The organism is Bacillus sp. CGMCC 1.60114, assembly GCF_042676365.1.
In the GTDB taxonomy this organism is placed as follows: Bacteria; Bacillota; Bacilli; order Bacillales; family Bacillaceae_G; genus Bacillus_A; species Bacillus_A rhizoplanae_A.
Genome location: NZ_JBHTHG010000107.1, coordinates 172672 through 196962, shown reverse-complemented (window position 1 = coordinate 196962; position 24291 = coordinate 172672). Strand labels below are relative to the sequence as shown.

The following is a 24291-nucleotide window of genomic DNA, read 5'->3' as shown; positions in this document are numbered from 1 at the left end:
ATATGGCAGCAGTGATCTCTCGTATATCTTCTGTGATTTCTTAAAATTTTAAGAGGGGAGCTTTACGACCCAAGAGCGGCGTGATAAAGGTGAGTAAGTGTCTATTTGTTAGAGCATGAAAAAAGGTCTTGCCAAGCGGCAAGACCTTTTTTTAGTTTAAGTTAATCCAAACGCTTTTTACCTCTGTATAGTTATTTAACGCATAAGAACCCATTTCACGCCCGAGGCCCGACTGTTTATATCCTCCAAATGGAGATGCTGCATCGAAGACGTTATAACAGTTTACCCAAACTGTTCCAGCTCGTAATTTACTTGCAACATAATGCGCATTCTTCAAGTTTTCTGTCCACAACCCAGCAGCTAATCCATATGCTGATTTGTTAGCACGTTCAATAACTTCATCAATGTCATCAAATGGCATTGCAGCAACGACAGGACCAAAAATTTCTTCTTTCGCAATTGTCATTTCATCTTGTACAGCTGCGAAAATTGTTGGAGCAACATAATAACCTTGTTCGTAAGGTTTATTTCCACCAACTAATATTTCTGCTCCCTCATTTTTTCCTTTTTCAATATAGCTCATTACTCGATTTTGTTGTTCTTCTGATACGAGGGGACCAATATTTGTTTGTGGATCTAATCCAGATCCTTGCGTTAAGCTCTTTGAGTATAAGGCAAGATCTGCAACAACATTATCATACATTTTTTTTGGAATGAACAAGCGAGATCCAGCACAACATACTTGTCCTTGGTTAAACATAACACCAGAAAGTGCTGCTGGAATTGCACGTGATAAATCAGCATCAGGTAAAATAATATTTGGTGATTTACCACCAAGCTCTAATGTTACACGCTTTAATGATTGAGATGCTTCTTTCATAATGTGTTTTCCAACTTCAGTTGAGCCTGTAAAAGCAATTTTATCAACGAGAGGATGACTGACAAGAGCTTGACCAGCTGTTTCACCATATCCAGGTACAATGTTAATAACACCTTTTGGAAATCCAGCTTCTTCTATCAGTTCAGCTAAATATAGTGCGGAAAGAGGAGTTTGTTCTGCTGGTTTTAGTACGACGGTACATCCAGTTGCTAGTGCTGCACCCAACTTCCACATCGCCATTAAAAGCGGGAAGTTCCATGGGATAATTTGACCCACAACACCAACGGGTTCATGGCGTGTATAATTAAAATAATCTCCTGAAACAGGAATTGTTTGACCAACTAATTTTGTTGCCCATCCAGCATAATAACGCATATGTTCAATTGCAAGAGGAATATCTGCAGTTGTTGTTTCTTGAATCGGTTTCCCGTTATCTAATGTTTCAAGCTGTGCAAGCTCATCTTTATGTTTTTCCATTAAATCAGCAAGCTTGTACATGAGACGACTGCGTTCAGCACTACTCATACGTGACCATGGACCTTCATCAAATGCTTGGCGTGCTGCTATGACAGCTTTATGAATATCTTCACGGCCACCTTCATATACAACAGCTAGCGTATCGCCGGTTGCCGGATTTGGTGTTTTAAATGTTTTTCCGGAAGCGCTTTCAACAAAAGCTCCATTTACATAAAATTTCTTTGTTCCTTGTAAAAATGTCTCTACTTTTTCATGGAGATTCATAGCTAGTTGACTCATTGTATAACCCCCTTAAAAATATATAATGTAAATGCAGCAAAATACTGCATTTATTCCAAATAAAAGAGGAGTTGCGGGATAAAGTGAAACTTCCATCAGTGCTTTTTGTTCGTTCCCCACTGATGGTTAGTTGAACCAATCGGGCTCTTACGGGCAGTTATCTCCCGTAATATTTTTTTATTTTGCTGAAATTTGGATATGGGAGTTTTACTGCCCGTTAGTGCAGGATAAACTAGGTGAATAGCATCTAATTTCAATCGTAACCTAAAAAGTCAGAAATTTCAATTTTATTTACGTTAAAATTGCTAAAAATATGTAATTTTGTGATGTAGGTTTAATATTTTTCGTAAGAGGTATTCATTTTGCTTTTTTTTTTTGTAGGAAAAACGATATAAACAATGGTACAATAATACATCGTGAAAGGGGGGAAAGAAATGAATCAACATCATGATGACCCGCGTTTTCGCATCGCACATCGTGAAGCGTGGATTGGAATTGGACTTGCTGTTATCAACTTTTTATTATGGTACGGTTTCGCATATGGATTAGGTAGTGGCAATCCAAAAGAATATACATATGTACTAGGATTTCCGGCCTGGTTCTTTTATAGTTGTATAGTAGGATTTATTGTAATGGTTTTACTTATTGTATTTGTTGTCCGTTTCGTATTTCAAGATGTTTCGTTTGATGAGGAAGAAAAGAGTGAGGAATGAAAATGAACTGGTATGTAATTATTCCAATGATTTTATGTTTTATTGTTGTGTTTTTAATTGGTATATATGCGTCGAGACGTGTTCAAACGACCGCGCATAACAAATTTTTGCAAGAATATTTTCTGGGCGGACGCGAACTTGGTGGACTATTATTAGCCATGACGATGATTGCAACGTATGGTAGCGCAAGTAGCTTTATCGGTGGGCCTGGAATTGCATACAACATGGGGCTTGGCTGGGTATTGCTCGCAGCTATTCAAGTTGTAACGGGTTACATTGTATTAACTGTACTTGGAAAGAAATTTGCGATTACTGCAAGGAAAATGGAAGCTATTACGTTAATTGATTACTTGAAAGGAAGATATAATAATAAAATTGTTGTTATTCTATCAGCGCTATGTATTATTATTTTCTTGTTTTCAGCAACCGTTGCGCAGTGGGTTGGCGGTGGAAGATTAATTGAATCGTTAACAGGTCTTTCTTATACAACGTCTTTATTTCTTTTTACGTTTTTTGTACTTGTTTATGTTTTGATTGGCGGATTTCGTGCAGTTGCGCTTTCAGATACAATACTGGGTCTTATTATGCTGCTTGGTACGACAATTATTTTAATTGGTACGATTATTGCAGGCGGTGGTATTTCAAAAATTATGCATGAACTTGTACAGATCAATCCGAATTTAATTACGCCATTTGGGGCGGACGGAAGTTTAACAAAGGCATACGTGTCTTCATATTGGATTTTGATTGGCGTTGGAGTGGTAGGTTTGCCGCAAATTAGTGTACGTGCCATGTCTTATAAAAATTCAAAAGCGATGCATCAAGCTTTAATTATCGGTACTGTTGTCGTCGGTACAATTATGATTGGTATGCATTTAACGGGTGTTTTTGCCCGTGTTGTTTTACCAGGAGTGAGTGTGCCTGATAAAGTAATGCCGTTGCTTGCGATGAAAGTATTGCCTCCTTGGCTTGCTGGTATTTTCTTAGCAGCTCCAATGGCAGCTATTATGTCGACAGTTAACTCATTGTTATTGCTGGTGAGCTCTTCCATTATTAAAGATATTTATGTAAATTACATAAACGAAAATGCTGCTGCTCAAACAGTAAAAAGAGGAACGCTATGGATTACAGCGATTGTTGGATTGCTTGTTTATGCTGCAGCAATTAAGCCGCCTGATTTCTTAATTTGGTTAAATTTATTCTCCTTTGGGGGTTTAGAAGCAGCATTTATTTGGCCGCTTGTACTTGGATTGTATTGGAGAAAAGGGAATGCTGCTGGAGCACTTGCTTCTATTGTTGTTGGAGTTGGTTCTTATATGGGTTTTCATTTGTTTTTCCCTAATCCTTTTGGTGTTCATACAGTCGTATTTCCAGTATGTTTAGCACTTATTGCTTATATTATAGGAAGTATGTTATTTTCACGTAAGTTACAACGAATTTAAAAGTTTTATATAAAACGAGCAAGAGAATTTAATGAAACATACTATAATCAGAAGAGGATACTTTGTCCAGTATAAGGGCATAGGTCCTCTTTTTTCTTATATTGTTTCCTATTATGTATACCATGTTAAAAGAATAATTAAAGAAGGTATATTGAAAGTCACACTGTACAACTATTAGTAACTAAGAGAATACATAGAGCAGCAATAAGCAGAAGTTCTACGTCTAAGAAAATCAAACGTGAGATGGATGATAACAACAAAGATGCCATCACTTCAACGGCCACACTTATCTTCTTTATTGTTCTTAGAATCTTGAGGTGAGGATCTTAATGCCTGTTAATGTGGGGGGATTTCAAAAGGTTATGTAGTGTCACTTCTTCACTTAACACATATTATTTTATTAAGTGGAAAGGCTACCTGATAAAATAAGGAGGTAGCCTAATAGAATGAAATATACTCTTATTGTCTTAATTGTAACATTTTCAGTCTTAGGATTAATTTCATCGAATCAAGGGATGGCTGAAGTAAAGAGAAGTAGTATTGAAGAAAAGCATACTGACTTTTATGATGCTTTTTTAGTATTATTAGACCCTTATGCTAAAGAAGCAATTAATGAAAAATATCCCAATCGTAGCTATGGATTATGGAATGCAGAAATATTAAATGTTACACGAGTGTCGAATGGATTTTCTCAATTTGATTTCATAGTGAAAGTTAAATATGATACTTATACAGGTCCCCATAATCCACCAGAAGGTCCTGTTACTATAATTTTTGATGTGAAAACTCAGAAAGTTACCGTAACTGAAATTAAAGGGTAATTCCCGAATATATTATTTAGCTAATGAATGCTTTAATTAAATAAAAAGAACAATAGTATATATTGTATATTTAATATGTATTGCTTTTTTATTATCAGGATTTTTTAAATTCAGGTCTTGATAACATGATTCTCCTGATTGTTTATTATTTCTTAAAAATTAATAAACATGAAAATCCTTCCAAACACGTATATGTAATATATTTATGCTTTTTTTATATGAGATAAAAAATGCTTATATTTTACTTCTGTACACTTTTTTTCATTCATATAGTAATAGCAATTGATGGGATGGAGTTGAATGCCTTGAAAAAAGTACTGTTTCTTGGAGATCCTGGTATTGATGATTCATTAGCAATCATGTATGGGTTATTACATCCTGATATTGATATTGTTGGTATTGTAACAGGATATGGCAACGTTACTCAAGAGCAGGCGACGAATAATGCGGCTTACTTATTGCAGATAGCTGGAAGAGAAGATATTCCAATTATTAATGGGGCAAAAATTCCTTTATCAGGAGGATTTATAACGTACTATCCAGAAATACATGGACCGGAAGGATTAGGGCCTATTCGTCCACCAGAAACGATTAAAGCGAATGTGGAACCATTTTGTGAAATATTTGAGATTATTGAAAGATACAAGGGAGAACTTATTATCGTTGATGCGGGGCGTTCAACAAGCTTAGCAACGGCTTTTATTTTAGAGAAAGAATTGATGAAAAGCGTAAAAGAGTATTACATTATGGGTGGGGCATTTCTTGTTCCAGGCAATGTTACCCCTGTTGCAGAAGCAAATTTTCACGGAGATGCGATTGCTTCAAATTTAGTAATGCAATATGCTGAGAATGTTTCGTTAATTCCGCTGAACGTAACAAATGAAGCAGTCATTACTCCTGATACTGTTACATATATTACAAAGAATACAAAAACAAATTTTAAAAAATTAATCGAACCAATTTTTAATTATTACTATAAAGCCTATAAAAAATTAAATCCGAACATAGTTGGAAGTCCCGTTCATGATGTTGTAACAATGATGGCTGTTGTTAATCCTTCCTTGATAGAATATGTATATCGTCGTGTTGAAGTTGATATTGATGGTCTTGCAAAAGGTGAAAGTATTGCCGACTTTAGACCACAGCCAAGGGCAGAAGCGATGAAAAAATGGGTCAGAATTGGCTGGGAATTAAATTATAAGAAATTTCTTGAAGATTTTATTCGAGTTATGACGTAGACAGTATACAAGTTATAATAGAGGCGATCTGTTAATAGATTGCCTCTATTGTTTTGCATATGAATAATATATTATAATAGATTACAAGACAAAGTTTAGGAGAGGAATTCCCTTTGAGAACAATTGGATTATGTGTAGCAATACTTTGTTTATTCGTATTTATTATCTCAGGTAATTTTTTTGTGAAAAAAGTATGGAGTTCAAATTATGATGATGCACAATATGTTGCGTCATTTGTAGAAGAAAATAAAGATCAAAAAAACAGTGCTTTATTAGTGAGACGAAATGATAAAGTGATATATTCTATAAATCCTAATGTTGTATTACCCGTAGCGAGTACGATGAAACTCATTGTAGCGTTGGAGTTTACTAAACAAGTAGGGGAAGGAAGAATTGATCCAAATGAGCTTGTGTCAATGGAAGATATTAATCGTTATTACGTTCCAAAGACGGATGGCGGGGCTCATGAGAGATGGCAAAATGTTTTAATGAAAAAAGGACTTATAGAAGAAAATGCGGTTACGCTAGAACAAGTGGCAAGAGGAATGATGAAATTTAGCTCAAATGCAAATACAGAGTATTTAATGGATCGCCTTGGTATAGAGAATATTAATGGAAATATAAATAAATTAGGATTACCATCACATCAGCCATTATTTCCAATTGTCTCATCTTTGTATATTCCTGGCTATTTGTACAAGGAATTACATGTTCCGAAGCAACAATTAGCACAAAAGTTAAGAACGATGCCGCAAGAAGAATATTGCCGATATGCGATGTTAATACATGAGCGTTTAAAGCGAAAAGGTCCGCAGCTACAAAATGAAATTCCGCTTTTCTTAGGAGAAAAATACGAGAAAATTTGGTCAGATAAACTCCCGGCTGCTTCTGCAAATGACTATATGATTTTATTAGAGAAAGCAAATCATCAAAAAGGTTTCACAAAAGTAGAAGAAAATGAATGGTCACAACTTGTTGAGTCAGATATGCAAGGGAAAAAATATCGTCAATATTTTCGACATGCAGGTCAAAAAAATGGGTATACACCATGGTCTTTGTCTAAGGCTGTATATGCAACAGACAAACGTGGGAACTGTACAGAAATTGTCTTTTTGGCGAATAATATAAATGAAGAAGATAGTACAGAATTACGTAAACATTTATTAAATTTACATTTTCAAATATTACAAAGTGATAAATATAAAGCAACAGTTATTAAGTAAAGCCGATGTGTATGCATCGGTTTTTTTCTTTGGATAAACACATTTTTTTAGTAGCTGGGTATGATGATTAATAATCAATAAGTGAGGGGAGCTATTTAAAATGCGGGAGGGAAGCGAGGAGTTTTTGCGGCGAGAAGGTGTAGTCTTTCCAGGGAGAACATATGCTGATTGTATACTACAACATATATTCTGTTTTCAACGGAATTATTTATTGGATGACATGTTTCACATTCATCATGCACATGTCATTATGTTGCAAGAAGAAGGTTTGCTAAAAAAACAAAATGCTAAGCAGATTGTAGCGGCGGTAGAAAAAGTAAAAACTGTTCCATTAGAAGAGTTCGTATACAGCAAGGAGTATGAAGATCTCTTTTTTCTAGTTGAGCATTTGATTCAACAAGAAGCAGACAGTGATATGATTAGCAATATGCACATTGGGCGAAGTCGAAATGATATGGGAGTGGCGATGTATCGTATGAGCTTACGACGTTATCTTCTACAATACATCGAGCATTTTATATTACTGCAAGAGAGTATTCTAGAGCGAGCTGAGGAGCATATAGAAACGATTATGCCAGCATATACACATACACAACCAGCGCAACCAACAACATTTGGTCATTATATGCTTGCTATTTATGATGTGATGCAACGTGATACGGAGCGTTTATTGAACGCTTATCATACTGTAAATCAATCTCCATTAGGAGCGGCAGCGCTTGCGACTACAAGTTTTCCAATTAATCGAAAGCGCGTTGCAGATCTTCTTGGTTTTTCGAAGGTAATTGAAAATTCATATGATGCAATTGCAAGTACAGATTATTTATTGGAAACAAGTAGCGCGCTTATGATAACAATGACAAATACAAGTAGATGGCTTCAAGACTTTTTATTATTAGCTACGAAAGAATATAACGGTATTACAGTTGCGAATCCCTATGTACAAATTAGTAGTATTATGCCTCAAAAACGCAATCCAGTATCAATTGAGCATGCAAGATCTCTTGCAAGTAGTGCTTGGGGAGAAGCATTTACTGTCTTTCAAATGATTCATAATACTCCGTTTGGAGATATTGTCGATACAGAAGATGATTTACAGCCTCATTTATATGAAGGATTTGAGAAAGCGATTCGAGTTATTTGTGTAATGAATGCGGTAGTGCGCACGATGACAATTGAAAAGGAAATATTGCAAAGTCGTGCAAAAAAACATGCAATTACGATAACTGAGTTAGCTGATACACTAACTCGGCAGTATGATATTCCATTTCGCCGTGCTCATCATATAGCAAGCTCTATAGCTAAACTTTCAGAAGAACAGAGAAAAGATTTACATGAACTAAATTTTGTCGATATTAATCTGTATTTACAAAAGGAATTACAGGTTGTATTAACAAAAGACGAGTGGAATGAAATAATTTCACCACATTCGTTTGTTGCAAAGCGAAATGTATACGGCGGACCGAGTCTACAACAAATGCAGCGTATGATTCAAAAAAGAAAAGAGAATGTTTCAAAGCAGCGTGAGCGGTTAGAGAATGTGAAGAAACGACTTGCTGAAGCTGAAAAACAGGTCAATAAACTAGTTGCAACTATAATTCATTCATAAAACAAAGAAGGAATTAACTTGTAAATCGCCAATATATCACTATATATTAGGAAAGAAAGAAGAGATTATAGTGATACAACTAAATGTATATACGAATTTTGTACAATTTAAAAATGATGTTCTTCCTTTTTTAGAAATGTATGAGCAAGAGAATAATTTAATATTAGGTGTACTACGGTCCTCGCAGCTTCCTTTATTTATGGCAGCAGCTACAAAGGAGGAAGAACTTGTATACGTTATGCTTCAAACACATCATCGTCAAGTTATCGTAGCGAAGTCCGCGCCTTTAGGAAAAGATGATATACAAGAACTGGCACAGCAACTAGCGATTGCATATCCTGATTTGCCCGGGTTAATTGGGGAAAAACGGGTGGTAGAGCGTTTAGCTGAACAACTTGCGGAGTTACAAAATAAATCGATTCAAATTAAAATGAAGCAAGGGGTATACGGGCTAAAGCAGATAAAGAAGAAGGCTAGAAATAATGGGATTTTCCGTCGAATAGAATTAAAAGAACAAGATCTAATTGAAGATTGGGTATACCGTTTTTGTGAAGAGGTAAATTTAGCAATTACAAAGGAAGAGGCGGTGCATACTGCAGCTGAATTAATTGAAAGGCAGCACTTGTTTGGGTGGGAAGTGGAAGGACAGTTAGTTTCAATGGCAGCTGTTACAAGACCAACAAAGCGTAATATCACAATTAATTTTGTATATACTCCGCAGGTAGAACGTAAAAAAGGATATGCTTTAAATTGTGTATCAGCACTAAGTCAATATATGTTGGATAATGGATATCTTACAACTTCATTATATACTGATTTAGCTAACCCTACATCTAACAAAATTTATCAAGAAATTGGTTATGAACTAATTATGGAGTCGGTTCTACTATATTTAGAATCTAAACAATAGAAAAAACTCGCTGCTAGCGAGTTTTTTATTTTTCATCAATCCGTATAATACCACCTTGCTGAAAGGTATCTGTTTCTAATAAATCAATAACGGCTTTTGCTACATAATTTGGTGAAAGTAAATCATCATCTTCTTTCAATGTTAAGAAACGCTCTACATGAATGAAATCTTCTTTTGATGTTTGTCTAATTTCTGCCTGCATGTCTGTATTTATGACGCCTGGTGCAAAAGAAATAATCTTTACTGGGTATTCTTTGTCAGTTTCTTCTGCTGCAATACATTTTGTGAACATATTAATACCAGCTTTAGTTGTACAGTATGCTCCCCAACCGAAGTATGGTTTTTGACCAGCGCCAGAAGAGATGTTAACGATACGTTTATCTATGTTCCAGTCTTTTGTATGTTTCATAAAGGCTGAGGAAAGTAATATGGGAGCTAATAAATTTACATGGACATTTGCAATTAATTGCTCACTTTCTGACCGCTCAATTGGTTTCATTGGTGCTAACATACCAGCATTATTAACAAGGTGAATAGAAGAAACAGTTTTTACATCGATGTTTGAAAAAATATTTTCCACCAATAATTCAATTTGATGAACTTCTTGTAGGTCAAATGAATAAAAATCAAATGGAATATTAAGGTGTTGTGCTTTTTCAATGAGTTGTTCATTTTGTTTACGTGATATAGAAATGAGTTTCGTTCCTTGTTGTAATAATTGTGTAGCAATTGCTTCACCTAATCCTCGAGAAGTTCCTGTTACTATTACATAACGCATATATCTAAATCTCCTTTCACTATATATGTAATAGTATAAGATATTCTTTTTTTATAAGCGAAGATAAACTAAACTGAACGAAATAAATGCGTCTACATACAATAGAGTAATGCATTATTTCGAGGAGGAGTAAGTATGTACTATGTAACCCCGAATTCGTATAATCACCTATATCGGATATATGAGGGAACATATAACCAAGTGTCCCAGGCTATTTTAGAAGCCATTAAAGGCGAAGCAGCTGCGATTGATTTTTATAGTCGACTTGTCAAAGAAGCACCAAATGCGAGACATAAAAAAGATATTTTGCATGCATTAGAAGACGAAAAAGTACATTTACAACAATTTATACAATTGTTTACAACATTAACTGGACAACAGCCAACGTATCAAGTGGTGCAAACTCAATATTCTTCTTATAAAGAAGGATTAGAACGTGCGTATGAAGATGAACTAGAAGCGTATGAAGATTATCGAAATGCTTATTTATTAACACAAAACTTAGCAGTTCGAGATGTTTTCTTTCGGGCGATGACGGATGAAATAGAGCACGCAATGCGCTTTGGTTTTTTATTATCTTCTTTATAATAATTTAGGGAACTAGACAAAGTTGTCTAGTTTTTTTGATCAATGAATGAAATTGGTGGGAGAAACAGAAATACATAAAAATTAAACCGTTGGAAATAGGGAAATATGTGTATGAACTATATGAAGATTCACAATTCATAGGTATTAATAAAAACGATTGACAGCACCCTCTGATTTCAGTATTGTATACAAGTATGTGTTTAAATCAGGAGGGTTTTATGGAAAAGCAAACTACACATCATGTAAAAATGACAACAGCAGATCCGTCTGCACTAGGATTGTTTGGACTTGCAATGGTTACACTTGTTGCGTCCTCACAAAAACTTGGTTTAACAAGTGGCGTTTCATTTGTATTGCCATGGGCAATCTTTTTAGGAGGTTTTGCTCAATTATTTGCATGCATTAACGATGCAAAGCATAACAATACATTCGGTACAACAGCGTTTGGTGGATTTGCATTGTTTTGGTTTGGCGTTGGTACATCATGGTTAATTCAGCTTGGCGTATTTGGTGAAAAATTAGCAGCAACTGTTGATCCAAAGCAACTTGGAGTAGCATTTGTTGGTTATTTAATTTTCAGCTTATTTATGACAATTGGCGCAATGGAAACACATAAGGTATTATTTATGATTTTTGTACTTATTGATTTCTTATTTATTGGTCTTTCATTTAGTACTTTAGGTGTTATACCACATGCAATGCATAAATTAGCAGCAATTTCTGAAATGCTTATTTCATTGCTTTCATTCTATGGATCAGCAGCTGCGGTATTAAATACGCATTTTGGAAAAGTTGTATTACCGGTTGGTAAGCCATTCGGTATCTTCAAAAAATAAAACATAGCAGCGTGAATGAAACAGAAAAAAAGCTAAGTATCTGTAAGATACTTAGCTTTTTTTTGTTTCGTTAGAAGCAACAGCGGTTGTTCCCATAATTTCTGCAACCTTTGCGGCGTCTGCCGTGTGACCGTCAATTGTTACATCCACTTTTTGATTGTCATTAGCAGTTACAACCCAACTGTTTGGAAGGTAACGAGACTTATGAGATAAAGTGGAAGGAATGTTTAATATATCTCCTAGGGCATACATAGTTGCAGAAGAACCACCATCCATAGCCATCGCATTTACAGCTCCCTTGTTATATAAAAGATCCTGACAATCTTTTAAAGAAGCGCCAATGCTGTGAGGTTGTCTACCATCTACGATAAGAAACATAATCGAACCGTCTTTCTTTTGAGCCATAATGCTTCGCGGACCATATCCCCAGCCTCCGTCATTTGTAAGCATTTTTTCGCCATTTACGATAAGTTGAGGCATAAAACCTGCTGCAGAAACAACATTTTTATTCATTAATTGCTGTGCAGAGTAATTACCTGTTATCATTTGCCCATATTTTGTCAAACCGGTGATAAGAGTTGGTGTAGTTATATCTTTTGGTGTATGAATAACTTGTCCGTTTTCGATAACAATACCTAGGCCGACTTTACCGCCCCCATGTCCCGTTTCATCTGCAAATCCGCTAGCATTTACTGCTGCAAGTGCGTGATTTCGCTTTGCCATCACGTAAATTTTTTCACCAACATCTTTACCTTCTGTACCTTGTTGCGTTACAAGTTTTACATTAAAAGGATTACTAATTGTCATGAGCTTGCCTTCGAAATAGTGATCTTCATACTTTTCTTGAACGGTTTCGATTTTCACATGAAGCGGCATATGTTTTTTCTCTTCTAATTGTTTTTTTGAAAGTTTCTGAAAACTGAGAGATTCGCTATTTTGCCATTTTGGATTATAAATAGAATTTGAAAGATCATCCAGTTCTTGTTGTGATAAGAAAGTGAATTTTGCTAAATCACGGTGTTGTGAGGTTAGAATACTTTCCGCAGCAATTACACGTAATTTATGTCCATAGGGAGTACCAAATAAAATACCAGCACCAATTAAAATGAAAACAAGTAATAAAATGGAGGATATTTTTATTGCTCTTTTTAGATATTTTTTCATTTCGTGAACTCCTCTTATATAATTCATTATTTAGTCTTATGTGTAGCAAGCCGTTTTTTATTCGATTTTTAGAGTTGTAGACTTATATACAATATTATGATATGAGAAATTTGACAAGAGATAAATATGAATGCATATTGCTAAATCATGATGCAAACAGTCAGATAAATAATGACTGAATGAAAAAATTGAACGGCAGGAGCAAATAAATTCAAGATAATTCAATAGAAAAAATAAAGAATGGAAAGGTGTTAACTCAGCCAACTGCTGAAGTTACGAAAAAACATGAAATAAACATTTGCTTTTTTTCTAATAAAGGTGTATAGTGATGTTAAACCATTTTACTTTTAATACCATAGAGATTTAAATAAGCTGTAACTTAAGAGGGGATAGCAATGTTAAATCTTCTCTGGGTTGCAGTTTTTTAATGTCTAATTATTATTTGTAAAGTGGTTGAAAATGGACATGTACATGAAGGTACATACTTTAGGAGGATTTTTTCATGCAAAACGGTAAAGTAAAATGGTTTAACGCTGACAAAGGTTTCGGTTTCATCGAAGTTGAAGGTGGAGAAGACGTATTCGTTCACTTCTCAGCTATCCAAGGCGACGGCTTCAAGACTTTAGAAGAAGGCCAAGAAGTTACTTTCGAAGTTGAACAAGGTAACCGTGGACCACAAGCTACTAACGTAACTAAAAAGTAATTGAAATGAAAGAGAAGGGAACTCCCTTCTCTTTTTTTGTATCCTAAAATACTGCAACATTGTTTATTAATACATATTAGAGATTAGGGATATAATGTTAAGAAGAGATAAGGAAGAGGTATGTAATATGTATGAACCAAAATATTATATTGTATTTGATATTGAGCGAAATTTTAGACCTTACCAATCAGATGCTCCAACGGAAATTGTTGATATTGGTGCTATTAAGATTGAAGCAAGTACAATGAGCATGATCGAGTTTTTCTCTTCGTTAGTGAAACCATCGGCATCCCTATCTCGTCATACAACAAAATTAACAGGAATTACAAAGCAAGATGTAATAGGTGTAGAAAAATTCCCTAAGGTAATTGAGCGATTTCGTGAGTTTGTTGGAGAAGATTATATGTTTGTAACGTGGGGGAAAGAGGATTACGGATTTCTCACAGAAGATTGTGTACGACACAATGTGGAATGTCCTGACCTTGGAAAAGAAAGAAGATTTGATTTACAGAGATTTGTATTTCATGCATATAAAGAGTTATTCCTAAATCCACCAAGCCTAAAACTTGCAGTGACACAATTGGCTTTAGAATGGGAAGGAAAACAACATCGTGCTTTCTCAGACGCCAAAAATACTGCGAATATATTTCTCATGGCAGCTAAGCAAAAGGATATTCATAAACAATATAAGAGAAGTGTAGAACTTATACTCGTAAAAAATGGCTCTTTAACAGATAAAGGTAAAAAGAAAATGAAGAGATGGGTATTTAAAGAGGTAAAGAAAAACGGATATTCTCATTTGACATGGGATGCATTCATAAATAGTAAGACATGGGAGAATGTATATGATCAATATCATATCGATCATACGACTTTACTACTGTTACAAAATTACTTCAATACTGCTTTGAGAAAAGCTAAACAGCAACTTCAAGTATTGGCCGCAATGAATCATAATAATCAAGGCAATAAAACACAATAGGATTTATAAGAAGAGCACGGGTCTGGGGATAGTATACCTGTGGAAGTGAAAGCAAAAAGAAACGGCGTCATGGTTTGCTATAAAAGTTTTTTATCCTGTTATTTGCGGACAGTAAGACTCCACCCCAAGAGTATGTAAAACAAAGAAAATCCCTGTAAAAGCCTGCTTGGTAACAGTTTTTATCAGTAGGGGGTTCTTCATCCTCACTCATGGAAGTCCGCCCAATCGGGTTTTTACGGGCAGTTAGCCCCCGCCTATCTTCTTTGGTTCTCTCGATATTCAGTCCATTCATGCGGAATAAATTTAATTCATCCCCAATATATAGACTTTCCATATTGATAATAATAAAAAGTAACTCCAAATCATAATATAATCCTTCTTGAATTTAAGAATAACTATGGATGTAACTCACATTTGATAATAGAGAAAACGCTTCAATCTTTTCTAATAAACACTGAATAGAAGAACAGGTAAGCATCATTTTACTTGGTTCTTTTTTCTATTGATTCAAAATGAATAACCTTTTCTAATTTTATATATATTTCTAACATATTTTAAGATTTTAAAATAGTATCTACTAAAAAATATATGAATTGAATTAATTTATAAAAATATATATTAGTTTAGGTTACATATGTAAGGGATGAATCATAGAATATGAGATGATATATAATTTTTCAAAATCATAATGAAGGGGCAATAAAATGAAATCATACTTTAAAAAAAGAAGAATAAGTAGAGGAGATGTGGAAAAATGTAAGCTCATTGGGAATGGGAAGGATGGAGAAGTATATCAATTAGCCTATGATAAATGCGTGAAAATATTTTATCAGGAAGAAACTCAAAAAAAAGAGTTGAAAGCTTTGATAATTGGACAATCATCACCTATTATTCCACGGCTTTATGAGTATGGAGAAAACTATATTGTTATTGAGTATATACATGGTACTTCTCTTGCCGGTTACTTGAAAAGAGAACAAAAAATGACAGAAGAATTAACTAAGAAAATATTAATTATGCTGAATGAATTAAAAAAGATAGGATTTACTAGATGGGATGCAGAGGTGAGACATATTTTAATAAATGAAGAGGGTCAACTAAAAGTCATTGACCATAAAAGAGCTTTTACTTCAAATATTCAGGTTCCAGTTAAGTTATTAAAGGGACTTGAAAAATTTGGACTAGCAAAAGATTTTTTGAACCATGTGAAGAATATACAGCCTTCTCTTTATAATAAATGGATGTAATATCGATAAAAAACGAGGCGTCTTGGAAGTAATACTTTTTAATGTTAAAACCACTGAACGCTTGTTTTTCAGAATTTGTAGGCGATGAGACTTCTTCCCTCAAGATCGAGAGGAAAAAGGAAGGATAACTACTGGTATGTGCTTAATTGGTAAGATATTTCCATTGTTGAAGGGGAAAGAGAACTTTCAGTAATGGCAGGTTTTCTATATCATGTAAGACTGAAATACACATGTAAACCTCAGTAGATTATACAGCTGGAGTATTTTTTATTAGTAATAAATAAAAGCAGGTTTTCCGCTAATGACGGTTTCTTTTTGCGGTATCAATCATAAATTAAGAAGTACAAGGAGTGAGAATACTAATGAAAGAGCGTATTTTAGTCATTGGCGCACATCCTGACGATGAGTTATTAGGATCTGGCGGAACTTTAAAAAGATTAGTAGATGAAGGACATCACGTAGTTTCAATTATTACTGCTCTAGGAAGAAAAGAGGAAGCTCATCACATACAACAACTAGGCAGATGTGCAAATAAGGAGATAGGTATTGAAGAAGTGATATTCCTCCAAAATGCTAATTTAGAATTGGAGTTAATTCCACTGCATCAATTAACGAAACAAATAGAAAAACTAATACAGGTTTATAAACCGAACAAAATCTTCACACATCATTATGGAGATCTCAATATTGATCATCATATTACCTTTCAAGCGGTTTTGACTGCGACTCGACCTTTACCAAACCAACAACCGATAGAATTGATTACATTTGAAACCGTTTCCTCTAGTGAATGGAATATCCACACAAATGATAAATCTTTCAAGCCTAATTATTTTGTCAACATTACAGATCAAATAGATTCGAAGATTGCTGCGCTTAAACATTACGATGTAGAAATGAGAGATTTTCCTCATCCTCGTTCATATGAAGGAGTTCAATACTTAGGAAGAGTTAGGGGGATGACGATTGGTGTGCCATACGCCGAAGCGTTCGAAGTGATAAGGAGGGTTTGGAAATGAAAATGAAGCTTGAGTTTCCATATTCATATGTAATCAAAACAATGGATAAATATTTTGGAGTTCGTTCATACTCATCGCAAAAAAAGAAGAGTACAATGCAAGAGCGTAATAAAAATACAGACTCAAAGATATCTAAAAAGAAAAAGCTATCTATATTAATTGCTACGTTTTGGGACTATCCTCATACAGGTGGGTTATCCAATTATATTACAGCACTTAGTGAAGGTTTAAGACAACAGGGACATCACGTCGATATTATCTCTCCTAATCAATTTTCTCAAAGCCGAGTAGAAGACATACGTGAAGCAGTTGTTCCTCAATTAAAAAATTTTTTTAAAACACGTTATGAAAGTTATAATAGTACAATTGCCAGGAATCTCAAAAATATGTATATCTTCGAAAAAATGCTACTTGAAAATATCAAATTAAAAAAATATGATATCTTCCATGCGCAAGACTTGTTTACAGCTAATATATTAGGAAGAATTAATGAATATTACGGAAAAAGATTACTATTTACACCTCATGGGATGTTTACTTTTAATCGGGTGAGATTTGGCATATTTCAAAAAGATTCAATAGAAGAAGCCTATTATACAGTATTAGAAAGAAAGGCGATTGAATTTGCTAATCACCTTATTATTCTCAGTGATTCATTTCGTGAGCCATTAATGCAGTTGGGTGCAGCACAAGAGAACATGACAACTGTATTGACAGGTATTGATTATCCTGATAAGTATCGTACAAAAAATACATCAGAGCATAAGAAGCTCGTTATTACATGTGTGGCTAGATTAGGTCCAAGAAAAGGCCATGATGTATTACTTGACGCCCTTTCGCAGATGGGAAGTAAATATACTGATAACGTTAAATTGCTCATTGTCGGAGATGGTGAGATGAGAGACAAGTTAGAAGAGAAAGTTGATGATTTGAATCTTTCCATGGTGGAGTTTTTAGGGCAAAGAGATGATGTTTCAGACATTTTAAGTAAAACCGATATTTTTGTACTTCCAACTTTAAATGATAGCCTACCTATTTCTATTATTGAGGCCATGCATAGTGGAATTTGTGTCATTTCGACGTTATCGGGAGGTATACCTGAACTGGTTAAACATTCTAAGACAGGTATCCTTGTCGATGCAGGAGATGCAACAAAATTGGCACGTGCATTAAGGTTCGCTATTGAAAATGAGCAAGCACGAGAGCAATTGGGTAAAAACGCAAGAAAATTTGCAAAGAAGTATTTAACTAGAGATGCAATGGTAGCAAATATCGAAAAAATCTACAAAAACTATTTTGGTAAGGAAGAGCTCTATGAATCATGAACATGCAGCAGTTGTACTGGATCTAAGTGCTAATGGAATTGGAATTATTAGAAGCTTAGCAAGAAAAGGAATCAAGGTCTATGCATATGATGTAGAGAAGCCTTATAAAATAGGAAAATCACGTCTAGCTTCATGTGGAGTATGCCCAAGCCCTTTATACGAAGAAAAGGAATTACTCATTTTTTTAATTAACTTGGCTAAAGAATTTAAACTGAAACCTGTTTTGTATACAGGTGCAGATGATTATGTGGTATTCATTTCAAAATATCGAATGGAGCTGTCTAACTACTATTTATTTTTGTTTCCTGAGCATTCGTTGGTTGAAGAAACACTAAATAAACATAAAATGTATGAACTAGCGGTCAAACATAATATTCCATGTCCTAAAACGTATGTGATTAAGGAACAAGAACAACTGGAAGAAGCGATATTGACCCTCGATTTTCCTTGTATATTAAAGCCGGTTTTAGGACATGAATTTCGAAAAAAGATAAATCAAAAGGCTATTCTCATACAGAATCCAGACCAACTTAGAAATGAGTATAAACTGTATCGACAGCATGGAAAACTCATCCTGCAAGAAATTATTCCTGGCGACAATCAATGTTTTTATAAAGTTGCCACATTTTATGACGACAACATGGAGTTACTAGCGTTATTTTCTTTACAAAAGAATCATCAATTTCCAGCTGAATTTGGAACAGGAGCTCACATCGTTAGTAAACAAGTTCCAGAATTGGTGGACATATGCTTACCTTTTTTTAAAAATATAAACCTTAAGGGTATTGCTATGGCGGAGTTTAAAAAAGACCCTAGGGATGGCGTTTATAAGTTTATTGAAATAAACCCTCGTTTTTGGTTAACGCATAGTTTGACGGGCCCTGCTGGGATCGATTTTGTATATATGTATTATTTATATTTAACCAACCAAAATCCGGTACCGAGACTCAAGCAAAAAGATGATATCAAATGGATCTATCTTGTACGGTATTATTTAACTTTTCGCCATAAGAAAAAACGAGGTGAAATGACGTTGAGAGATTTTTATGAAGGGTTGCGGGGCAAAAAAGAATTTGCTTTGTTTGCATGGGATGATCCAATGCCATTTATTAGAAGTACATGGTCACATTTGATAAATGCCTGGAAACGAAAGCGAAAGGAATGAAAACATTGTACGAGACTAAAGTATTATTAAATTACTTTGGGAAATTAAAAATTTCAGAAAAACTCTCTTATTCGATGAATGAGAGAGTTGATATTGATCCTGATAACATTGAGTGTCTAAAATCAACAAGAAGAAGTAGTATATACAAATTATTTCTTCGAACAAAAGCAGGTTACTATCCTATCATTTTAAAAATATATAATTCAGCAGATTACAAAAATGAAATAGAGATTAATATATACGATAGAGCTTATCCTATATTGAAAGAATTTCTTCCTAAAATATATCATATGGAACAAAATGAAAATGAAACTTGGATATTCATGGAATTTGTACGCCAAGTACGCGGTCAGATTACTTTCTCTCCGAAACATTTTGACTACATTATCCCTACTGTAGCTAAACTTCATGCTCACACATTTGAAGACAATATGAAAAAGCATAAAGATGTTTGGGAATCTTGGCTCCCTATTTATGAATCGAGCCGCATGAGAAATGATCGAACAAAATACATTGGAAAGACGGTCAATTTTCTTGATGATGCGATGAAAGAAGACCGGTTAAGGGAGATCATTAAACCTTATTATAAATCTCTAGTAAAAATATGTAATAAGGGACCGGATTTTTTCCCGGAATTATTTGAAAATGGTTCATCAATCACGCATGGTGATCTTCATATGCAAAATATTTGCAGCAACAATGTGACACTAAATGCACCATGGAATATTCAATTTATTGATTGGGAGTCAGTTAAATATGCACCCGTCTGGTTTGATATGATTGTTCTAGTTGAAATATTATTAGGTTTCAGAAAAGATTGGCAGGGCCATGCGGAAGAAATTCGCACACATTGTGTGGAATTTTATGCGAAAGAAATGAAGAAGAATGGCATTACATTTAAAACCGCTCCAATGGACCTTTATAAAATGGCATATTTGCAGAGAACATTAGAAAAAGGACTGCATACCCAATTACGAAGAATCTTCGATAACCGCGGCGGTGAGTTATTGCCGTATCACCTCGAAAAAATATCCACTTGGGGAAGAGAATTAGGTTTATAGCATATATGAAATTTTCATCATCAGCTGAGTTAGGGGGAGATACTTCTGAATACAACAGAGGAAGAGCGAAATGAATTCATTTGTCCTTTCCATCCGAGCTTGCTAAAAATAATGGATGAATACTATCAAATAGATAGTAAAAAAAATCATATCACCAAATCATTTCAGACGTTTGGAATCAAAAAAGGTAGTATCCTAAGTAAAGCGAAAAAATTAAAGATCCTTTATGTAACATTTTTTAGATACCCCAATACGGGAGGACTATCAAACTATATTACTTCCTTAAAAACAGGCTTTGAGAAGAATGGTCATGACGTAGATGTTATCTCTCCTGCTCAAATGACAGCAGTTCATCTTGAGCAAGACATTCCGCAGGCTGCTGCATATGCAAGGGATTTTATGTTACAACGATATGGTACAGTTAATGAAAAAATTATAAAAAACACGAGTTTTTTGAACGTGTTTAATTCTTTCTTAAGAGAAAAAATTCTAGGACAATATGATATATTTCATGCGCAAGATTTATTCGCTGTCTTTTTATTAGGACAACTAAATTTGAAATATAAGAAACCTCTTTTTTTTACACCGCATGGACACTTTACAAAAAGTCGATTAAAGTTCGATAAAATAAAAGAAGGGTCAATTGAAGAAGCGTATTTTAGTGAAATTGAAAAACAGGGAATAAGGGCATCTGATCAAATTATAACGATCAGCAATTCTTTTCATTCTCCTTTAAAAGAATACGGGGCAAAGACAGAACAATTGATTACTGCTCATACAGGTATACATTTTCAGCAACCTCCTATAGCTAAACAGAAGTGTAATAATAATCTTGTAATTTCCTGTGTTTCCCGCCTTTCTCCTAGAAAAGGTCATGACATTTTTCTGAAAGCACTCTCACAAATTCGACAATATTTGTCTAATGTAGAGGTATGGATTGTTGGTGATGGTGTCATGAGAGAACGATTAGAAAATCAAGTGCTACAACTTGGTCTCGACAATATTAGGTTCTTTGGTAGGAGAACAGATATACCCGAAATTCTTTCATCTTCTACAATCTATGTTTTATCTACTATTAATGATAATTTTCCAATTTCAATTATTGAAGCCATGTTTTCTCGTCAAGCTATTATTACAACAAATTGTGGTGGTATACCAGAAATGATTCAAAACGGAAAAACAGGAATCATTTGTGAACCAGGGAATGTGCAACAACTTTCCGATGCTCTTAAATTACTTTTAACCAATAAGAGTCTTCGTGAAGAATTAGGAAGAGAGGCTCAGGCCTATTCACAACAACATCTAACCCAAGATGTGATGGTCTCAAAGATAGAAAGAATCTATCAATCTTTTATGAGCGATATGTAGAACCTGTATGGAATGCCTTCGTGGAAGGAATGGTGAATCTATGTATACCCTAAATGAAAAAACGAAAGTATTCATTCTTGTGATAATGAATAAGAGAAAAGGGTAACAGACGCTGTCTTCTACCCTTTTCTCTTATTGTAAAGCAGACATAATTTTGTTGATAAAATGTAACTATCACCTTTCGCAAGCGATACCGTCACCATCACGATCTAAATGACTGGCATAACCTGGTTCCCCACGATGTAAAGGAGCCTTGCCTGCTGCTCTTACTGCAGAACAATTTTTGTAGTATACATTAGTATTCTGAGATGGTTGCGGTGCTGGTTCTGATTTAGGTTGTGGCGCTGGCTCTGCTTTTGGTTGTGACGCTGGAGCAGAATCAAAATCGCTGTTCTCGCACGCTATCCCATCACCATCACGATCTAAATGACTGGCATAACCTGGTTCCCCACGATGTAAAGGAGCCTTACCTGCTGCCCTTACTGCAGAACAATTTTTGTAGTATACGTTAGTATTTTGAGAAGGCTGTGGTGCGGGTTGTGCAGCAGCAACTTGTGGCTGTCCTACATTATCAGAAAATCCACTATCCGTTACGTAATTTTCTAAACTCCAAATATTAGCCTTTGTTTGACGTGCGTGGTCTTGAATAGTACGGAACTGATCTATGTATTTCGTATTTGATGGAAATACTTCAACTCTAGCAAGCCCTTTATCTACAAGTATCGCATTATAAAGTTTGTCCCCAAGCCATACATATGCCAGTAATCGACCATATTGATCACGTTCCTGAGCATCTAGTTCTAATCCTACTGTTTGGCCTGTAAGTTGTTCCTTTGTGAAGTCAGATGCTTCTTTTCCGAATGGTTGTACAGGTTTAGACGGATGAACAGTCTCTGGAGTATCAACTAACGTAAGTCTAACAGTTTCTTCCTTGCCGTTTACTAACGCTTTGAAGGTATCGCCATCTGTTACGGACTGAACTGTTGCAGTCATAACGTTTGGTTTTTTTAATTTTACCCCATCTAACTCGAAAGTTGTTGGTTTAGGGGATTCTGTAACAGTAGTTGATTTTGTAGAAGATTCTTTCTTCTCTGATGCCTCTGTCTTCGCTTTTTCGGCTTTGGATTCAATCTTTGTTTTTTGAGCAGACACTTGGTGTTTAGAAGTAGGAGTTAGTCCAACACTGACTATAAAAACTATTAATGCCACAAGAGGTATGAATGAAATTTTTTTTAGTTTAGGATGTTTCCGTTTCCATGCAAATAATGTGAAACCTCCTCCTCCAAGAAGAGTAAAAAAGGAAATTGTAGCTATGCCACTCCAAAATCCTCCAGAAAAGCCAGCGAAAATTATGCTAAGTAATAAAATAATAACAGTGTATTTGCCCCATTTACGTGCCTCTTGCGTATTTCGCTTGACAAGTTGTACTACTGCAAGAACAGCAAATACGATAGCTGCTAGAAATGTAAGTCCAATCAAAACGCTCATCTAGTATCCTCCTAAAATTGATATATATAAAATAAATATTATCTATTATAAAGGAATATGACAATTTCCAAAATAGAAATTAATCTATTTGTATGTTTTGTCAGTGGAGATATTTATATAGGGCTACTTTATCACAAGATAATGGGTGTATTGTTAGCGGAGTTCGTCTGATGATAGACAAACATGGATGCGAAATTGCGTAATCGTGAATAAGCTATCGCGTCAGTACGTCAATTTGCTCTTGTGGTTCATTTACGTCCTTCACTTGTTTCATCGGGTTTTCTTCAACTAATCCACCCTCGACTAGAAAGCGGAACATCATTCGTAATGTCTTCAGACGTGTATTAATCGTAGAAGGGGAGAGACCAACTGTTTTACAATCATCTGGTTTGTAATTATGATCTTCAAACTGTACCTTCTCATTTTTCATAAATACTACGTAATTGCGGATCACATCAATCGAAATTGTATTTATATTTCTGCTAAGATCCTTGTAATCGAGGAAATACGTAAAGTATCGAAAATTTTCCTTATACTGATGCAAAGTACGTGCAGTTCGTTCTTCAGCAATCTTAGCGTGATAGAACTTCTTGAATAAATCGTCAATTGTTTGTGTAGCAAATGTTCTTAATTTTTTCTTCGCACGTTTCTCTTTACGTCTTGAAATGGGTCCTTCATTATTAGATGTCATAGAAAACCTGCCCTTGTGTTTGAACGGCAATCGCCACCGCGCGTCAAGTCAACGGGAAATAAAAAACCGTATCAAACGTTGATTTGACACGGTTTCTAATAATAGATCCCGACTGGGTTCGAACCAGCGACCTCCACCCTGTCAAGGTGGAGTAGCTCAATTGGTATTTAATCCTAGGAATAAAAGAATATTGAAGGGATAGCCAAAATCTATACGAATCATTCCTTGTCTGCCTTTAAATTTTCTGCTGCAAGAAAAAATTTCTCGTTGCGTGCAGTTAGTTT

General features: G+C 34.9%; 22 protein-coding genes. 17 read left to right on the top strand and 5 right to left on the bottom strand.

The window, feature by feature from the left end:
• Positions 1-151: 151 nt before the first annotated feature.
• The gene (locus ACFQZ1_RS16030) at positions 152-1636 is read right to left on the bottom strand and encodes an aldehyde dehydrogenase family protein (protein WP_377883191.1); all 1485 of its coding nucleotides are present in this window, start codon (positions 1634-1636) and stop codon (positions 152-154) included.
• A gap of 434 nt (positions 1637-2070) precedes the next feature.
• On the opposite strand from ACFQZ1_RS16030, the gene ACFQZ1_RS16025 reads away from it, so the two are divergent.
• The 7 genes from ACFQZ1_RS16025 (at position 2071) to ACFQZ1_RS15995 (ending at position 9592) form a co-directional block, all read left to right on the top strand.
• The gene (locus ACFQZ1_RS16025; RefSeq protein WP_098309883.1) at positions 2071-2349 is read left to right on the top strand and encodes a YhdT family protein; all 279 of its coding nucleotides are present in this window, start codon (positions 2071-2073) and stop codon (positions 2347-2349) included.
• 2 nt (positions 2350-2351) lie between these two features.
• Positions 2352-3791 (top strand): sodium/pantothenate symporter, encoded by a 1440-nt coding sequence (gene panF, locus ACFQZ1_RS16020; RefSeq protein WP_377883190.1) that lies wholly within the window; start codon positions 2352-2354, stop codon positions 3789-3791.
• 446 nt (positions 3792-4237) lie between these two features.
• The gene (locus tag ACFQZ1_RS16015) at positions 4238-4612 is read left to right on the top strand and encodes a DUF3888 domain-containing protein (RefSeq protein ID WP_377883189.1); all 375 of its coding nucleotides are present in this window, start codon (positions 4238-4240) and stop codon (positions 4610-4612) included.
• Between the two features lie 230 nt (positions 4613-4842).
• Positions 4843-5850 (top strand): nucleoside hydrolase, encoded by a 1008-nt coding sequence (locus ACFQZ1_RS16010; protein ID WP_377883187.1) that lies wholly within the window; start codon positions 4843-4845, stop codon positions 5848-5850.
• A 122-nt stretch (positions 5851-5972) separates the two neighbouring features.
• Positions 5973-7073: a serine hydrolase gene (locus tag ACFQZ1_RS16005; RefSeq protein ID WP_377883279.1), complete on the top strand. Its 1101-nt coding sequence runs from the start codon at positions 5973-5975 to the stop codon at positions 7071-7073.
• Between the two features lie 100 nt (positions 7074-7173).
• Positions 7174-8682, top strand: a complete 1509-nt coding sequence (gene argH, locus ACFQZ1_RS16000; RefSeq protein WP_377883186.1) for an argininosuccinate lyase — start codon at positions 7174-7176, stop codon at positions 8680-8682.
• 70 nt (positions 8683-8752) lie between these two features.
• Positions 8753-9592, top strand: a complete 840-nt coding sequence (locus tag ACFQZ1_RS15995; RefSeq protein WP_377883184.1) for a GNAT family N-acetyltransferase — start codon at positions 8753-8755, stop codon at positions 9590-9592.
• 25 nt (positions 9593-9617) lie between these two features.
• Here ACFQZ1_RS15995 and ACFQZ1_RS15990 read toward each other — a convergent pair whose 3' ends face one another.
• On the bottom strand, positions 9618-10370 hold the full coding sequence (locus ACFQZ1_RS15990) for a (S)-benzoin forming benzil reductase (RefSeq protein WP_377883183.1): 753 nt from the start codon (positions 10368-10370) through the stop codon (positions 9618-9620).
• A gap of 135 nt (positions 10371-10505) precedes the next feature.
• Between ACFQZ1_RS15990 and ACFQZ1_RS15985 the strand changes: the two genes are divergently transcribed.
• Both ACFQZ1_RS15985 and ACFQZ1_RS15980 read left to right on the top strand, forming a co-directional pair.
• Positions 10506-10958 carry a ferritin family protein gene (locus ACFQZ1_RS15985; protein WP_377883182.1) on the top strand — a complete coding sequence of 151 codons (453 nt, stop codon included), beginning with the start codon at positions 10506-10508 and terminating at the stop codon, positions 10956-10958.
• 218 nt (positions 10959-11176) lie between these two features.
• Entirely contained in the window at positions 11177-11794 is a 618-nt protein-coding gene (locus ACFQZ1_RS15980) for an acetate uptake transporter (RefSeq protein ID WP_377883181.1), read from the top strand.
• Between the two features lie 51 nt (positions 11795-11845).
• On the opposite strand, the gene ACFQZ1_RS15975 is transcribed toward ACFQZ1_RS15980, so the two are convergent.
• The gene (locus tag ACFQZ1_RS15975; protein ID WP_377883180.1) at positions 11846-12958 is read right to left on the bottom strand and encodes a phosphodiester glycosidase family protein; all 1113 of its coding nucleotides are present in this window, start codon (positions 12956-12958) and stop codon (positions 11846-11848) included.
• 502 nt (positions 12959-13460) lie between these two features.
• On the opposite strand from ACFQZ1_RS15975, the gene cspD reads away from it, so the two are divergent.
• The 8 genes from cspD (at position 13461) to ACFQZ1_RS15935 (ending at position 21828) form a co-directional block, all read left to right on the top strand.
• Positions 13461-13661, top strand: coding sequence for a cold-shock protein CspD (gene cspD / locus ACFQZ1_RS15970; protein ID WP_035430809.1), 201 nt, complete (start codon positions 13461-13463; stop codon positions 13659-13661).
• Positions 13662-13788: 127 nt separating this feature from the next.
• Positions 13789-14643, top strand: coding sequence for an exonuclease (locus ACFQZ1_RS15965; protein ID WP_377883178.1), 855 nt, complete (start codon positions 13789-13791; stop codon positions 14641-14643).
• Positions 14644-15347: 704 nt separating this feature from the next.
• Entirely contained in the window at positions 15348-15890 is a 543-nt protein-coding gene (locus ACFQZ1_RS15960; RefSeq protein WP_377883177.1) for an AarF/UbiB family protein, read from the top strand.
• 362 nt (positions 15891-16252) lie between these two features.
• Complete coding sequence (locus ACFQZ1_RS15955) at positions 16253-16909, top strand: PIG-L deacetylase family protein (RefSeq protein WP_377883278.1); 657 nt, start codon at positions 16253-16255, stop codon at positions 16907-16909.
• Complete coding sequence (locus ACFQZ1_RS15950) at positions 16906-18234, top strand: glycosyltransferase family 4 protein (RefSeq protein ID WP_377883176.1); 1329 nt, start codon at positions 16906-16908, stop codon at positions 18232-18234. Before ACFQZ1_RS15955 ends, ACFQZ1_RS15950 begins: the two co-directional genes overlap by 4 nt.
• Entirely contained in the window at positions 18224-19399 is a 1176-nt protein-coding gene (locus ACFQZ1_RS15945) for a carboxylate--amine ligase (protein WP_377883175.1), read from the top strand. The genes ACFQZ1_RS15950 and ACFQZ1_RS15945 overlap by 11 nt, the downstream gene beginning before the upstream one ends.
• A gap of 5 nt (positions 19400-19404) precedes the next feature.
• Positions 19405-20460: a phosphotransferase gene (locus ACFQZ1_RS15940; RefSeq protein WP_377883174.1), complete on the top strand. Its 1056-nt coding sequence runs from the start codon at positions 19405-19407 to the stop codon at positions 20458-20460.
• A 39-nt stretch (positions 20461-20499) separates the two neighbouring features.
• Positions 20500-21828 carry a glycosyltransferase family 4 protein gene (locus tag ACFQZ1_RS15935; RefSeq protein WP_377883277.1) on the top strand — a complete coding sequence of 443 codons (1329 nt, stop codon included), beginning with the start codon at positions 20500-20502 and terminating at the stop codon, positions 21826-21828.
• A gap of 174 nt (positions 21829-22002) precedes the next feature.
• Here the strand turns inward: ACFQZ1_RS15935 and ACFQZ1_RS15930 are convergent, their stop codons facing one another.
• Both ACFQZ1_RS15930 and ACFQZ1_RS15925 read right to left on the bottom strand, forming a co-directional pair.
• Positions 22003-23316 carry a thermonuclease family protein gene (locus ACFQZ1_RS15930; protein ID WP_377883173.1) on the bottom strand — a complete coding sequence of 438 codons (1314 nt, stop codon included), beginning with the start codon at positions 23314-23316 and terminating at the stop codon, positions 22003-22005.
• Between the two features lie 214 nt (positions 23317-23530).
• A complete protein-coding gene (locus ACFQZ1_RS15925; RefSeq protein ID WP_377883172.1) occupies positions 23531-24007 on the bottom strand; it encodes a phage integrase SAM-like domain-containing protein in 477 nt (158 codons plus the stop codon).
• Between the last annotated feature and the right edge of the window lie 284 nt (positions 24008-24291).